Annotated in this window: 12 protein-coding genes and 1 riboswitch; of the genes, 5 read left to right on the plus strand and 7 right to left on the minus strand. The window is 73.8% G+C overall.

From position 1 onward, the window contains the following. The first annotated feature begins 3 nt into the window (after positions 1–3). Complete coding sequence (locus NDAS_RS03015) at positions 4–1,218, plus strand: tyrosine-type recombinase/integrase (RefSeq protein WP_013151658.1); 1,215 nt, start codon at positions 4–6, stop codon at positions 1,216–1,218. Positions 1,219–1,257: 39 nt separating this feature from the next. Here NDAS_RS03015 and thiD read toward each other — a convergent pair whose 3' ends face one another. The 4 genes from thiD to NDAS_RS03035 all read right to left on the minus strand — a co-directional run bounded on the left by thiD (position 1,258) and on the right by NDAS_RS03035 (position 6,097). Further along, complete coding sequence (gene thiD / locus NDAS_RS03020; RefSeq protein ID WP_013151659.1) at positions 1,258–2,061, minus strand: bifunctional hydroxymethylpyrimidine kinase/phosphomethylpyrimidine kinase; 804 nt, start codon at positions 2,059–2,061, stop codon at positions 1,258–1,260. After that, a riboswitch (TPP riboswitch) is annotated at positions 2,049–2,147 on the minus strand. It overlaps the preceding gene by 13 nt. A 143-nt stretch (positions 2,148–2,290) precedes the next feature. Further along, positions 2,291–2,986 (minus strand): DedA family protein, encoded by a 696-nt coding sequence (locus NDAS_RS03025; protein ID WP_013151660.1) that lies wholly within the window; start codon positions 2,984–2,986, stop codon positions 2,291–2,293. Positions 2,987–3,005: 19 nt separating this feature from the next. Then, a complete protein-coding gene (locus tag NDAS_RS03030) occupies positions 3,006–3,935 on the minus strand; it encodes a DUF368 domain-containing protein (protein WP_013151661.1) in 930 nt (309 codons plus the stop codon). 488 nt (positions 3,936–4,423) lie between these two features. Continuing rightward, positions 4,424–6,097 carry an acyl-CoA synthetase gene (locus NDAS_RS03035; RefSeq protein WP_013151662.1) on the minus strand — a complete coding sequence of 558 codons (1,674 nt, stop codon included), beginning with the start codon at positions 6,095–6,097 and terminating at the stop codon, positions 4,424–4,426. 363 nt (positions 6,098–6,460) lie between these two features. Here NDAS_RS03035 and rocD point away from each other — a divergent pair, with 363 nt between their 5' ends. Further along, a complete protein-coding gene (gene rocD / locus NDAS_RS03040; RefSeq protein ID WP_013151663.1) occupies positions 6,461–7,735 on the plus strand; it encodes an ornithine--oxo-acid transaminase in 1,275 nt (424 codons plus the stop codon). A 28-nt stretch (positions 7,736–7,763) separates the two neighbouring features. Here rocD and NDAS_RS03045 read toward each other — a convergent pair whose 3' ends face one another. Together NDAS_RS03045 and NDAS_RS03050 are read right to left on the minus strand one after the other, a co-directional pair. Further along, positions 7,764–9,131, minus strand: coding sequence for an SGNH/GDSL hydrolase family protein (locus NDAS_RS03045; RefSeq protein ID WP_013151664.1), 1,368 nt, complete (start codon positions 9,129–9,131; stop codon positions 7,764–7,766). Positions 9,132–9,182: 51 nt separating this feature from the next. Continuing rightward, positions 9,183–10,406 (minus strand): 8-amino-7-oxononanoate synthase, encoded by a 1,224-nt coding sequence (locus NDAS_RS03050; protein ID WP_013151665.1) that lies wholly within the window; start codon positions 10,404–10,406, stop codon positions 9,183–9,185. A gap of 247 nt (positions 10,407–10,653) precedes the next feature. On the opposite strand from NDAS_RS03050, the gene NDAS_RS03055 reads away from it, so the two are divergent. Together NDAS_RS03055 and bioD are read left to right on the plus strand one after the other, a co-directional pair. Next, the gene (locus NDAS_RS03055) at positions 10,654–12,006 is read left to right on the plus strand and encodes an adenosylmethionine--8-amino-7-oxononanoate transaminase (protein WP_013151666.1); all 1,353 of its coding nucleotides are present in this window, start codon (positions 10,654–10,656) and stop codon (positions 12,004–12,006) included. Then, a complete protein-coding gene (gene bioD / locus NDAS_RS03060) occupies positions 12,003–12,740 on the plus strand; it encodes a dethiobiotin synthase (RefSeq protein WP_013151667.1) in 738 nt (245 codons plus the stop codon). Before NDAS_RS03055 ends, bioD begins: the two co-directional genes overlap by 4 nt. On the opposite strand, the gene NDAS_RS03065 is transcribed toward bioD, so the two are convergent. After that, positions 12,706–13,191 carry a DUF3291 domain-containing protein gene (locus tag NDAS_RS03065; RefSeq protein WP_013151668.1) on the minus strand — a complete coding sequence of 162 codons (486 nt, stop codon included), beginning with the start codon at positions 13,189–13,191 and terminating at the stop codon, positions 12,706–12,708. The genes bioD and NDAS_RS03065 overlap by 35 nt on opposite strands. A 119-nt stretch (positions 13,192–13,310) precedes the next feature. Here NDAS_RS03065 and NDAS_RS03070 point away from each other — a divergent pair, with 119 nt between their 5' ends. Further along, positions 13,311–14,786, plus strand: coding sequence for an aminotransferase-like domain-containing protein (locus tag NDAS_RS03070; protein ID WP_013151669.1), 1,476 nt, complete (start codon positions 13,311–13,313; stop codon positions 14,784–14,786). Positions 14,787–14,903: the final 117 nt, after the last annotated feature.

The following is a 14,903-nucleotide window of genomic DNA, read 5'->3' on the forward strand; positions in this document are numbered from 1 at the left end:
CCAATGCCTGTGGTCGACACTTGGCACAAGACCGTCAAGCTCCCGGACGGCTCGCTTCGACGTGAGAAGTCCGCCTCCTACGGCCGCGGCAAGCGCTGGGCTGCCCGCTACCGGGACGACAGGGGACAGCAGAAGTCCCCGAAGTTCAAGACCAAGCCCGAGGCCGAACGCCATCTGAAGAGGGTGGAAGGCGAACTCCTGCGAGGAACCTATGTGGACCCTGCGGCGGGCAAGGTCACCTTGCGGGAGTTCGCGGACCGATGGCGTGAGGACGTTCTCCACCGGCCGCTGACGGCCTCCCGCGTCCTCGGGGAGCTGGAGAACCACATCTACCCGGAGTTCGGGCACCGCGGGCTGTCCAGCATCCTTCCCTCGGACGTGCAGCGCTGGGTGACCCGGCTCGGCAAGTCACTGGCCCCGGCCACGGTGGAGAGCATCTACGCCACCCTGCGGGGTGTCTTCGAGGCCGCCGTGCGTGACGACCTACTGACCAAGACCCCCTGCCGGGGCATCCGCCTTCCGGAGAAGCGGAAGACGGCTGAGCCCGTCATGCCGGTGGAGACCCTGCGCGAGGTCGTGGACGGCGTTCCCGAACGGTTCAAGGCCGTCGTGCTCCTGGCCGCTGGCAGTGGCCTCCGGCAAGGGGAACTCTTCGGGCTGGAGCTTCACCACCTGGACGTCGAGCACCTGGTGCTGCGCGTGGAACAGCAACTGGTCACCCCGGTGGACAACGTCGCCTACCTGGCACAGCCGAAGAGCCCGGCCAGCTACCGGGACATCCCGCTGACGCGGGAAACCGCGGACATGATGCTCGTCCACCTCGACTCCTTCCCGGCCGGGCCGGTGGAGATCGAGGACCGGACCGACCCCCACAAGCCGCGGCGGCGGACAGCACACCTGCTCTTCACCCTGCCGAACGGTGGTCCCGTCCGCCGTTGGGAGTGGAACAGGATCCTCACCCCGGCGATGGCCAAAGCGGGGATGCCGAAGCGTTCCGGCCTGCACTCGGTACGGCGCTTCTACGCCTCCCTGCTGATCCGCTACGGCGAGTCGGTCAAGACCGTGCAGACGCGCATGGGCCACAGCTCGGCCGCCATCACGCTGGACGTCTACGCCGGGCTGTGGCCAGACAGTGAGGACCGCACCCGCGAAGCGGTCGCCAGCGGGCTCGGGAATCTCCACAGTGTGCGCCCTGTGTGCGCCGACGACTCCGACTGATCACGGCACCGCAGGTCAACGGGTCCGGTGACGCCGCTGCTACCACCAGGCGTGGAAGTGGTGCACCGGGCCCTGCCCGCCGCCCGCGTCGATCTCGTCGGCGCGCCGGATGGCCTCGGTCAGGTAGTCCTTGGCGTCGCCCACAGCGGCGGCCACGTCCGGCCGCTGCGGCAGCAGGGCCGCGATCGAGGAGGACAGCGTGCACCCGGTGCCGTGCGTGTTGCGGGTGACCACCCTCGGGGCGCGGAACTCGACCGGGTCGGCGTCCCGGGCGACCAGGACGTCGACGCTCTCCCCGCCGGGCAGGTGGCCGCCCTTGAGCAGGACCCGGCGCGGGCCCAGCTCCAGCAGCCGCCAGGCCTGGGCGCGCATGGACGCCAGGTCGGTCGCCTCGGGCTCCTCCAGCAGGTCCGCGGCCTCGGGCAGGTTCGGGGTGACCAGGTCCGCGCGGGGCAGGAGCTTGGTGCGCAGCGCGTCGACGGCCGAGGCCTCCAGCAGCCGGTCCCCGCTCTTGGCGACCATCACCGGGTCCACCACCACGTTCGGCAGCGCGTGGCGGTCGATCGCCTCGGCCACGGCCTCGGTGACCTCCGAGGTGCCCAGCATGCCCACCTTGACCGCGTGCACGACGGCGTCGGCGAAGAGGGTGTCCATCTGGTGGGCGACGAAGCGCGCGGGGATCGGGTGGACCCCGGTGACGCCGAGCGTGGACTGGGCGGTCAGCGCGGCGATCACCGTCATCCCGAAGGTCCCGTGCGCGGAGAAGGCCTTGAGGTCGGCCTGGACGCCCGCGCCCCCGCTGGGGTCGCTGCCGGCGATGGACACGATGTTGTACGCGCTCATGGCGTTCCTTCGCTAGTGCTAACTAGGGCAGGTTCGACGGGTGTGCTCTCAGCCGGGAACGTGTCCCGGCACCCCGCGCCTCCGGAGCCGCCTCGGCGGCCCCGGTCATTATGTGTCTGTGGTGCGTTCCGGGCAGGATACCCACACAAGCGCGAAGGGGTCCGCCCGGGTACGCGGGCGGACCCCTGGAGGGTTTTCACGGGGGACGGAACCCCGGGGGGAAGGCGCCTCAGGCGGAGGTGCCCTCGGTCCGGCGGGCCCTGGTGCGCTTGTAGACGCGGGCCAGGATGAACCACAGCACCAGCAGGCCGATGATCACGACCACGATGTTGCTGATCACGCCGCTCCACTGGGCGAGGATGGGCTCGATGGCCGGGCCGAAGACGTAGCCGAGGCCGATCCAGATCGTGTTCCACACCGCCGAGCCGATGACCGTGTACAGCGAGAACTTGAACAGGGGCATCCGCTCGATCCCGGCGGGCACCGAGATGAAGCTGCGGACCAGGGGCACGCACCGGCCCAGCAGGACGGCGACGCCGCCGAAGCGGGTGAAGAAGCGCTCGGCCTTGTAGAAGTCCTCGATCTCCAGCAGCGGGGTCTTCTCGACCAGCCAGGCCGTGCGCTCGCGGCCCAGGAGCGCGCCGATCGCGTAGAAGCCCCACGCGCCGACCAGGCAGCCGATCGTCGCCCACAGGATGGCGAGCCACACGTTCATGTGCCCGGCGTAGGCGAGGAACCCGGCGCCGGGCAGGACCGCCTCACTGGGCATCGGCGGGAAGAAGGTCTCGATGAACAGCGCCACGCCGACACCGGGTTCGCCCAGGGTCGTCATCAGGCTCAGGACCCACCCGATGAACCCCTCGTACTCGTGGGCGACGTCGACGTCCGTCGTCGAGGCCGCGGTCATCAGCAGATTCGTTGTCATGCGGTTGTCGTTCCCGTTCTCAGACGTGGGTGGGGGTCCGGTGGAGTTCGGCTTCCTCCATGTGGAGGCGCTTGCGGCGCTCCCAGACGATGGCCGCCGCCACGATCGCGAAGCCGACCGCCATCAGGCCGACTGTCACCGGGACGTCGGTGGGGGCCAGGAACGTGCGGTCCTCGTCCTGCCAGGGCCACAGGGCGCGCAGCGAACCGGCCATGAGGCCGGTGAGGACCACCAGGGTCATGTGGTGGAAGTTCTCCAGCAGGTGCTGGAGCAGCTTCACGAACAGCGACAGGCCCGTGAGCATGCCGAGCGCGAACACCGAGAGGTAGGCGACGTCCATGTCCCCGACCGCGCTGATCGTGGGTTCGTACAGACCCAGCGTGAGCAGGATGAAGGATCCGGACAGCCCTGGCAGCACCAGGGCGCAGACGGCCACCGCCGCGGCGAGGAAGACGACGACCGGGTGGGTGGGCAGGTTGGCGCCGGGCAGGCCGGTGAGGAAGAACGCGCCCGCGGCGAAGACCAGGGCGACGAGGTAGTGCCAGGCCCGCCACCTGTGGCCCGCACCGGTGTAGGGAATCCACAGGCAGGCCAGGACCAGGCCGAAGAACAGCGCGTACGCGTACTGGGTGTGCGACTCGACCAGCGGGGTGAGGACCACGGCCGCCATGCCGAGGAAGGCCACCATGCCGACGAGCGCGGGGACCAGCACGCTCCAGTCCACCTGGCGGAACTGCTCCTGGGCGCGCTCCCTCCCGCGTCCGCGCGGGACGTCGGTGACGTAGCGCCTGACACCGCTGACCATGTGGCCGGCGCCGCCGATGAGCTTGTCGTAGAGACCGACGATGAGGGCGACCGTGCCGCCGCTGATACCGGGAAGGGCCTCCGAGGCGCCCACGGCGCCGCCGCGCACCGCGTTGAAGATGTAGCTGCCTACTGAGTTGGGCATCTGGGTTCTTGGGAGCGCTTCGGGCGGGGCCCGGGGAAGCGCGCCGTCCTCCGTCCTAGTGGTGTCACCGCACGCGCACCGTGTGCACGGGTGGAGGGGTGGGTCAAAGGTGGTCCTCGCGGTCCACGGCCTCGACCGGAGGCGGGGTGGGCCGGTCGGCCCCGGCCGGGAGTGTGCGAACCGGTCGGAGCGGGGGAGGGGAAACCGTGGGGCCTTGGACCAGGCGACGCCAGTCTAGCGGTGGCGGAGGGGGTCCAGAGCGGCCGACGGCCTGCGAAACCCCTGTTTCGGCTGGGTAAGTCCATATTGACCCTGTGCCCGAAATGAAGGGTCCGGTACCGCCCGGGTGCGGAGTTCCGCAGCAGACCGCCGAGGAGGCCGGCTGCCCGGCCGCGAGCGCCGTCTCCGGCACGGTCAGGCTCCCGTTCCGGAGTCCGGCCCCGGGCCCGTCGCGGAACCCGGCGGGGGTCCTGGGATCCGGAACGGGCTCAGGAAACGGTCGGGACGGCCGGAGCGGGCGCACCGGTCCCGGTGACCGACGCCGCCCACCGGTAGTCCTGCTTGCCGACCGCCGTACGCCGCACCCGGTCCACGAAGTGCACGGTGCGCGGCACCTTGAACCCCGCCAGCCGCACACGGCAGTACGCGCGCAGTTCGGCCTCCTCCAGACGGGCGTTCGCGGCCAGCGAGACCAGCGCGGTCACCCGCTGCCCGAGGTACTCGTCGGGCGAGGGCACCACGATGGCGTCCTCCACCGAGGGGTGAGCCTTGAGCGCGGCCTCCACCTCCTCGGGGTAGACCTTCTCCCCGGCGGTGTTGATCACCGCGCTGCCGCGTCCCAGCAGCGCGATCGAACCGTCGGCGTCCCAGGTCCCGAAGTCGCCCGACAGCGCCCATCGGCGCCCCTCGGCGTCGGTGGGGAAGGTGCGCGCGGTCGCCAGGGGGTCGTTGTAGTAGCCCAGCGGGATCCGTCCGGTGCGCGCGATCCGCCCCACCTCCCGCGAACCCGGGGGCAGCGGGCGCAGGGACGCGTCCAGCACCGCGATGCTGCCGCCCATGGTGAAGCTGCGGCTGCCCGAGGGGCCGGGTCCGGACGGGGCCTCCGCCGGACCGGCCGGTTCTGCGCCGGTCGCCGACCCGCACACACCCGTCTCCGAGCCACCGTAGGCGTCGGAGAGGGTCACGTCCTCGCGCCAGGCGTGCCACAGCGCGCGCACCGCCGGGGTGAGCGGGGTGCCGCCGGAGCGGATCGAGGCCAGATCAGGGCACAGCCCCGGTTCGGTGAGCAGGTGGCGGGCCAGCGGGCGGGCCATGGCGTCGCCCACCAGCTGGAGCACGTGCACGCCCTCCCGGTGCGCCGTCTCCAGCACCCGGTCCGGGCGGAAGCTGCGGTCGGTGGACAGCACCACCCGCTTGCCGCACAGCAGCATGCTCAGCGCGTTCCACTGCCCGGCCGCGTGCATGAGCGGGCCGAGGACCAGCATGCGCTGCTCGAAGCAGCGCGCGGCGCGCTCGGCCACCTCCTGCGGGGTCCGGGCGCTGGGCGTGCCCGGAGCGCGGCGCTCCAGGGCCGCGCGGAAGATGTCCGCCTGCCGCCACAGCACGCCCTTGGGGTAGCCCGTCGTGCCGCCGGTGTAGAGCAGGTAGTGGTCCTCGCCGCTGGTCGGGGGCAGGGCCGCGTCGTCGGGCGCCGAGGCCAGCGCCTCCTCGTAGTCGCGGCCCCGCGTCCCGCGCGCGGAGCCGTCCGCGACGAGCAGGACGTGGCGCAGCCGGGGCAGGTCGGAGCGGACCGTGGCCACCGCCCCGGCCAGCGAGTCCTCCGCGATCAGCGCGACCGCGTGCGAGTCGGCCAGGACGTGGCGCAGCTCTCCCGCGACGTAGCGGTAGTTGACGTTGACCGGGACCGCTCCCGCGCGCAGGATTCCCAGGAAGGACTCCACCCACTCGGCGCGGTTGAACGCCAGGACGGCGACGTGCTCGCCGGGGCGCACGCCCGCGCCGACCAGGTGGCGGGCCAGCCGCAGCGAGCGCTCGTGCAGGGCGCGGTAGGTGAGCCGCCGGGGACCGGCGACCAGGGCGGTCCGGTCGGGCACGGCCTCGGCGACCGCCGCGAACAGGCGGGAGAGGGAGAAGGGGGCGTCCGGGGACGCGGAGGTGGGCACGCCTGACCTCCCGGGCACGGTCGACGGGGCCGTCCACGGCTCGGGGCTCGCGGCGGCTGAGTGGCTGTTGGTGCGACCGTACCCCTCGGGGGAGGGCTCGACCGCCGTCGGGGCTGTGGAGCGCGTCACCAGGGGCGTTATCGCAGGTCACCATGGATGTGACGACCCCGCTCAGAGGGTGTGCGCGGCGTTTCGCGGACGGGTTTTCGGGCATCGCCCCCCCAGCTGTGATCTCCCCCACCCCTTGTGGGCTCACCGGATCATCTGCTCAACTCTTGGGGACCCCCCGCCGAAGGGGCGCGATCCGGCCCGACGGTGGGTATCAACTGTCTGACATCGGTCAATGGTGATCGGAGCGGCTAGATGGGCAACACCCAGAACCTGGGACAGCGGGACTCCGCCGGGAACCCCGGTGGAGAGGCACTCTCCGGCGCGGACCACATCGCGCTCGCACGCGCGCGGTCGGCGCACAACTACTCACCCCTTCCCGTCGTGATCGCCGAGGGCCGTGGCGCCTGGGTGACCGACGTCGAGGGCAGAAGGTACCTGGACTGCCTGGCCGGGTACTCCGCCATGAACTTCGGCCACCACAACCCCGACCTGCTCGCGGCGGCGCACCGGCAGATCGACCGGGTGACCCTCACGAGCCGGGCCTTCTACAACGACCAGTTCGGCCCGTGGGTCAGCGCCCTCGCCGACATGGTCGGCAAGGAGAAGGTCCTGCCGATGAACACCGGCGCCGAGGCGGTGGAGACCGGCATCAAGGTGGCCCGCAAGTGGGCCTACGAGGTCAAGGGCGTGCCCGAGAACGAGGCGACCATCGTCGTGGCGGGCGCCAACTTCCACGGCCGCACCACCACCATCGTCTCCTTCTCGTCGGATCCGGAGGCCAGGACGGGTTTCGGGCCCTACACGCCGGGTTTCCGGTCCGTGCCCTACGGTGACGCCGAGGCCGTCGAGGCCGCCATCGACTCCACGACCGCGGCGGTCCTCATCGAGCCCGTGCAGGGCGAGGCGGGGGTGATCGTGCCGCCGGCGGACTTCCTGCCCCGGGTCAGGGAGATCTGCGACCGCGAGCGGGTGCTGTTCATCGCCGACGAGGTGCAGTCGGGCCTGGGCCGCACCGGGACGATCCGGGCCTGCGAGCACAGCGGGGTGGTCCCCGACGCCTACCTGTTCGGCAAGGCGCTGGGCGGCGGCATCCTGCCGGTGTCGGCGATGGTCGCCGACGAGGACGTGCTCGGCGTCATCCAGCCCGGCCAGCACGGCAGCACGTTCGGCGGCAACCCGCTGGCCGGGGCGGTCGGGAGCACGGTCGTGCGGATGCTCACCGAGGGGCCCTACCTGGAGAACACACGCCGTCTGGGCGAGGTGCTCAAGCGCCGCCTCAAGGAGTTCGTCGGCGACGGGGTGGTGTCCGCGCGCAGCATCGGGCTGTGGGCGGGCATCGACGTCGACCCGTCGCTGGCCTCGGGCCGGGAGCTGTGCGAGCGCCTCGCCGACCACGGGGTCCTGGTCAAGGACACCCACGGCTCGACCGTGCGGATGTCGCCGCCCCTGGTGATCAGCGAGGAGGACCTCAACTGGGGTCTGGACCGCTTCGCCGAGGTGATCAAGGAGCTCCAGGCGGGCCGGTAGCGGTGACGCGGGGCCGACGCCCCCCGGGTCAGGGGGCGTCGGCCTCGTTGCCGGGCGGCTCGGTGGCGAACTCCGGGTCCAGCGGACCGCCCAGTTCCGACCTCAGCTGCTCGGGATCGACCTTGTCCAGGGTCTCCCGGGCCACGTAGACCTCCCGCTCGGGGCCCTCGACGATCTGCAGCCGCACCCGCTCGGCGATGGACAGCTGCCCCTGGGCGGTGGGGTGGAAGCTCGCCCGGTCCACGCGCAGGCCCTCGCCCAGCTGCCCGAGCACGATCCCGTTCAGCCAGGCCGCGTCGGCGCTCACCTCGTGCCCGGTCAGGGCGGAGAAGGTGTTCACGTACTCCACGCTGCCGGTCTCGCGCCCGCCGTAGACGTCGCCGTCCACCCGGTAGACCGTGTCGCGGATGAGTTCGTTGAACCGCTCGGCCAGACCGTTCAGCCACAGCTGGTCGCTCCTGGTCAGCGTGTAGTACATGCCCGGGGGGTCCTCCGGGAACAGCCGCGGGTAGCCCAGCACCAGGACGCGGGCGTCGGGCGCGCGGTCGCGGACCTCCCCGAGGATCTCGGTCAGGGTCTCCTCGAAGGTCCTCATCCGCCTGTCGACCTCCTCCTCCTGCTCGACGCAGACGCTGCTCTCCAGGAGCGGCATCCGCACCATGCAGGTGCGCAGGACGGGGATGAAGCCCAGGTCGTTGCCGCCGATGCCCAGGGTCACCAGGGACGTGTTCTCGGTGACCCGGTCGATCTGCGACTCGGAGGTGCCGATCTGCTCGATCATCTCCGAGCCCTTGTGGCTGCTGCACGCGTAGAAGGCCAGCGAACCGGTGAAGTCGAACTCCTCGGCGACCACCCGGGGGTAGGCGTTCCCCGAACGCCAGCAGCCGCCCGCCTCGGCGGTGTCGGGGGCGTAGTCGCCCGCGCCGTCACCGGAGGAGTAGGAGTCGCCCAGGGCCACGTAGTTGCCCCACAGCGCGGCCTCCTCCGGCTCCATCCGGACCCGCCAGTCGGTCTGCTCCTCCTCGGTGATCGGGGGGAGCTCCTCGGCCGGGCACACGCCGTCGGTGGTCTCGCACCACAGGGCGACCAGGCCCTCGCGGGTGGCGGGCAGCGCCAGGACGGCCACCATGACCAGGATCAGCGTGACCGAGACGGCGATCGCCACCCGGGACCGCCGACGCCGTCGGCGCGGGCGCCCGTCCCCGCCGCCGTCGCCGACCCCGTCACCGGAACCGGCGCCGCCGTCCGAGCCGCCGGTGCCGCCCGGTTCCGCGCCGGTCGCGCCGTCGTCGGATCCAGCGGTGTCCGCCGGACCGCCGGTGCCGTTCGCGTCCTCGCCGCAGGGGTCCGCGGGGACCGGCTCCGGCGCCTCGGGGCCCTCACCACGTGCTGACACGGCCGCTATCGCCTCCCCGGGTCCCGGCGGACTGTCGTCACCTCCGCAAGACTATCCGGGACGGTTCGCCGCGATGACGTCCACGACCCGGTCGAGGTCGGCCCCGCCCAGCGTCGCCCGGGCGGTCAGCCGCAGCCGGGACCGGCCGTCGGGGACCGAGGGCGGGCGGAAGCAGCCCACGCGCACGCCCGCGGCCAGACAGGCGTCGCGCCAGGCCAGAGCGGCCTCGGGGGAGGGCGCCAGCACCGACACCACGGCGGCGTCCGGGGTGCTCGCGGGCAGCCCGCGCCCGCGCAGCCCCTCCGCCAGCCGCCGCGCGCGGTCGCGTACCGCGTCGGCCAACCAGGGCTGGGCGCGCAGCACGCGCAGCGCGGCCAGGGCCGCGCCCGCCGAGGCCGGAGCCAGGCCGGTGTCGAAGACGAACGTGCGCGCGGTCTCGGTCAGGTGGCGGACCACCCGGTGCGAGCCCAGCACCGCGCCGCCCTGGGAGCCCAGCGACTTGGACAGGGTCACCGACACCGCGACGTCGTCCGCGCCGCGCAGTCCGGCGGCGGTCGCCGTCCCGCTCCCGCCGGGCCCCACCACGCCCAGGCCGTGCGCGTCGTCCAGCAGCAGGGCGGCGCCGTGCCCGCGGGCCGCGCGCGCCAGGGCGGCCGCGTCGGTGAGGTCGCCGTCCACGGAGAACACGGTGTCGCTCAGCAGCAGGGCCCGTCCCCCGGCGGTCGCGAGCGCCTCGGCGGCCCGGTCGGCGTCGGCGTGGTCGTAGAGGGCCACGCGCGCCCCAGAGGCCCGGGCCAGCCGGGTGGCGTCGATGAGGGAGGCGTGGTTGTGCCGGTCGCACACCAGCAGGGGAGGGGCGCCGCCGTCCGGCGCGGCCAGCGCGGTGACCATAGCCAGGTTCGCCGCGTACCCGGAGGAGAACACCAGCGCGGACTCCGTGCCGTGGAAGTCGGCGAGTTCGCGCTCCAGTTCCCGGTGCAGGCCGGTGTCCCCGGTGACCAGCCTCGATCCGCCCGCGCCCGCGCCCCACACGCGGGCGGCGTCCCCGGCGGCGGCCACCACGTCCGGGTGGCGCAGCAGCCCGAGGTAGTCGTTGCCCGCAAGGTCCAGCAGGCCGTCGGCCGCGGGCCGTGGCGTGGCGCGCCGCGTCAGCCCGGCCTCGGCGCGTGCGCGGGCGGCGCCGTCCAACCACGCGAAGGGGTGTCCCGGCGGCAGCGCCCGGGCCGTGGCGCGCAGGGGCCACGGGCGGCGGGTGGGGGCGGCGGTGCTCGGCATAGGCGGGACGGCCTCCTGGGTCGTGGGCTCGGTCGGGCCGGGAGGCGAGGGCGCGTCCCCGGCGGGGACCGACCCAGCGGCGGCCAATCCCGCTGGGGCGGTCCGGTCCTTCGTGCCAGGGAGGCGTCTACGACTCTGCCCTCCCGCGCACCCGCGCGTCATTCGCCGAAGCCCACAAAGATCCGCCCGGATTCCTGGTGGGACCGCACGGGGGCGCGCGCGGGCGCGGGGTGAACAATGGATCCCCATGACGCCGACGTCCCCCGCGGTCCCCGGAGCCCGGGCGCCCGCGGACCGCTCCGCCCGGATCCGCGCCGCGGACACCGCCCACCTGTGGCACCCCTACACCACCGTTCCCGCCGCGGAGCGGCCGTACGTGGTCACCGGGGCCGAGGGGGCGACGCTGACCCTGTGGTCGGAGGAGGGCGAGCGCCGTGTGGTGGACGCGATGTCGTCCTGGTGGTCGGCTGTGCACGGCTACCGCCACCCGGTGCTCGACGCCGCGGTGCGGCGGCAGACCGACGCGTTCAGCCACGTCATGTTCGGCGGGCTCACCCACGGGCCCGCCGCGGACCTGGCCGAGGCCCTGGTGGCGATCACTCCGCGGCCGCTGGAGCACGTCTTCCTCGCCGACTCCGGCTCCGTGGCGGTGGAGGTCGCCATGAAGATGTGCATGCAGTACCACCGCTCCACCGGTCGGCCCGAGCGGCGCCGATTCCTCACCTGGCGGGGCGGCTACCACGGCGACACCTTCCACGCGATGAGCGTGTGCGACCCCGACGGCGGCATGCACTCCCTGTGGGGCGACGTGCTGCCCGCCCAGGTGCACGCGCCCGCGCCGCCCTCCGGGTTCGACGCCGAACCCGACCCCGGCTACGTGGCCGCCTTCGAGCGCCTGGCGGCCGAGCACGCCGACGAGCTGGCCGCGATCATCGTCGAACCCGTGGTGCAGGGCGCGGGCGGCATGCGCTTCCACCACCCGGGCTACCTGCCGGAGCTGCGGCGGATCGCCGACGAGTACGGGCTGCTGCTCGTATTCGACGAGATCGCCACCGGCTTCGGCCGCACCGGCGAGCTCTTCGCCGCCGACCACGCCGGGGTCGCCCCCGACGTCATGTGCCTGGGCAAGGCGCTGACCGGCGGCTACCTGACCCTCGCCGCGACGCTGTGCACCGCGCGGGTGGCCCGCGGCATCGCCGGGGGCGAGGTGCCGGTGCTCGCCCACGGGCCCACGTTCATGGGCAACCCGCTGGCCTGCGCGACCGCGCTGGCCTCGGTGGACCTGCTGACCGGCGGAGACTGGAGGGGCGACGTGGCGAGGATCGGGACGGGTCTGCGCGAGGGCCTGGCTCCGTTGGAGGGGCTGCCGGGCGTGCGCGAGGTGCGGGTGCTCGGCGCGATCGGGGTGGTGGAGCTGGAGGCGCCGGTGCGCATGGCCGAGGCCACGCGGGCGGCGGTGGAGGCGGGGGTGTGGCTGCGGCCCTTCCGCGAGCACGTGTACGCGATGCCGCCCTACGTGTGCACCTCGCAGGAGGTGGCCGCCGTCGCCGACGGGATGGCCGCCGCGGTGCGGGCCTGCCTGGGGGAGGAGCGCCGATGAGCGTCCTGGTGGTGACGGGGACCTGCACCGAGGTCGGCAAGACGGTGGTCACCGCGGCGGTGGCCGCGCTGGCGGTCGCGGCGGGACGGCGGGTGGCCGTGCTCAAACCCGCCCAGACCGGGGTGGGGCCCGGCGAACCCGGCGACGCCGACACCGTGGCCGCACTCGTCCCGGACGTGACGACGGCGGAACTGGTCCGCTACCCCGAGCCGCTGGCCCCCGCCACGGCCGCCGCCCGCAGCGGGGCCGAACCCGTGCGGGCCGAGGCGGTGGCCGAGGCCGTGTGGCGCCTGGCGGGCACACACGACCTGGTGCTGGTAGAAGGGGCGGGCGGGCTGCTGGTGCGGCTCAACGCCGAGGGGCAGACCCTGGCCGACGTCGCCGTGCTGCTGTCCGCGCCGGTCCTGGTGGTGGCCCGACCCGACCTGGGCACCCTGAACGCCACCGCACTGACCGCCGAGGCGCTGCGCACCCGCGGCCTGTCCCCTGCCGGGGTGGTGGTGGGGTCCTGGCCGGACCGTCCGGACCTGGCCATGCGCTGCAACCTCACCGATCTGTCCGCCATGGGGGCGGGTCCCCTGGCGGGCGCCGTGCCGCGGGGCAGCGGGGCGCTGGACCCGCGCGCGTTCGCGGACGTGGCCCGCCGTTCCCTGGCGCCCCGCCTCGGCGGGGTCTGGAGGGCCGGCGCCGGAGCCGGGATCAGGCCGGAGGGGGAACCGGCGAGGACAGGGTGAACGCCCGCGCGCCCGGTCCGTGCGCGCGCAGCCACGCCGCGCGCTCCCCGGCCTCCCCCGGCGGCACCGGGGTCCCCGCCGCCGACCACCACAGCGTGCGCTCCACCTCCGGGAAGGCGCCGCTGGCAGCGCGGAAGGCCAGCACGTCCCGGTGCGCCGCCTCCACGAAGGACCGCAGGCCGCCGGGGGAGCGCCACAGCGAGACGAGGCGGACGCGCTCCCCCTCGTCGAGGAAGTGGACCTCCTCCAGGTGGCCGGGGTCCCGCCGGGCCCGTTCGCGCAGGGCGGCGGCGAACGCGCCGAGGTGACGGCGGTCGCCCCGCAGGACACGCGCCTCCACCAGCACCGGCCAGCCGGCGCGGAGCGCGGAACCGCCCTCCCCTACGGGGTTCGGACGGCGGCGGGGTGTGCGGCGGACGGTGTCGTGTCGGCGCTGTGCGAGGAATGGCATGACCGCTCCCGGGAAACTGGACTGCTTGCGGGGGTCCACTCTGGCTCTGGTGGTATCCCCTCTGGCGATGCCAGTATGGAATCCGGGGACCACTCACCACAGATCCAATGGAGGGGAAAATGGACTCTTCCCGGAGTTCCGCCGAACTCGCCGACCTCCTCGGCGCCTGGCCCCGGGGCGGCGGGCCCCTCTACCGGCGCCTCGCCGACACCCTGCGCCAGCTGGTCGACCAGGGCAGCCTCACCCCCGGTGAGCGCCTGCCCTCCGAGCGCGCCCTCGCCGCCAGCCTCCGGGTGAGCCGCACCACCGTGGTCTCCGCCTACGACGCCCTGCGCGCGGACGGCATCCTCGACAGCAGGCAGGGCAGCGGCACCCGCGTCAGCAGCCGGGTCGCGCCCGTGCGCTCGGACGGCTGGACCGCCAACGGCACGGGCAACCCCATGTACCGCAACCTCTTCCAGCACGAGGAGGGACTCATCTCGGCCGCCTGCCTGACCACCCCCGCGCTCCCCGGCGTGGAGGAGGCCATCCGCCGGGTCGTGGCCGAGGACCTGCCCGCGCTCATGGCCGAGGGCAGCTACCACCCCAGCGGCCTGCCCGCGCTGCGCCGGGCCGTCGCCGACCACTACACCGCCCGGGGCCTGCCCACCACCGCCGACCAGATCGTCGTCACCACCGGCGCCCACCAGGCCGTCAACCTGGTCGCCCAGCTCTACCTGCGCAACGGCTCGCCCGTCGTGGTGGAGGACCCCAGCTTCGCGGGCTGCCTGGACCTGATGGGGGACCGGGGCGCACGCTTCCTGCCCGTGCCCCTGGACGAACAGGGTCTGGACGCCAACGGCGTGCGCCGCGCCGTGGCCGAGCACGCGCCCCACCTCGTCTACACGATGCCCTCGTACCACAACCCCACCGGCACGATGATGTCCGCGGCGCGCCGCCGCGAGCTGGGTGAGCTGTCCGCCCGTCACGGCGTTCCGGTGCTGGAGGACCACGCCTACACCGGCCTGCGCGCCCCCGACGAGCCCCCGCCGCTGGCCGCGTTCGCCCCGCGCGGGGCCGAGGTCATCACCGTGGAGTCGCTGTCCAAGGTCGGCTGGGCCGGGCTCCGGCTGGGCTGGCTTCGCGCGCCCGCCGAGATGGCCCTGCGCCTGAGCCGCCGCAAGGTCCTCGCCGACCTGGCCAGCCCCCTGCTCGACCAGGCGGTGACCGTGCGCCTCCTGGAGCGCTACGACGAGCTGTCCCGGCAGCGCTCCGAGCTGATGCGCGAGGCCCTCGACCACATGGAGGAGCTGCTGCGCGGTGCCCTGCCCTCCTGGGAGTGGCGGCGCCCCGACGGAGGGGCGGCGCTGTGGGTGCGCCTGCCCGGGGTGGAGGCCCGCGCCTACGTACAGGTCGCGCTCTGCCACGACGTGGAGCTGGTCCCTGGCTCGGTGATGTCGGCCTCCGGAGGGGAGCGCCACGCCGAGTGGTTCCGGCTGCCCTTCGCCTACGACGCCCCCACCCGGGAGGAGCTGGTCTGGCGGCTGGCGCGGGCCTGGCGCGAACTCGACCGGCACGGGCCGGTGGAGGCCGATCCGGTCCGCCTCGTGGTCTGACCCTCCGGGGCGGGGCGGGTCTCGGCGCGAACGGGGCCCGGGCGAGGTGGACTTGTACACGCGCGAGGGCGGCATCACCGGTGGGTGGTGCCGCCCTCCGCCGTGTCCGGCGACGAA

Source organism: Nocardiopsis dassonvillei subsp. dassonvillei DSM 43111 (genome assembly GCF_000092985.1).
GTDB lineage: Bacteria > Actinomycetota > Actinomycetes > Streptosporangiales > Streptosporangiaceae > Nocardiopsis > Nocardiopsis dassonvillei.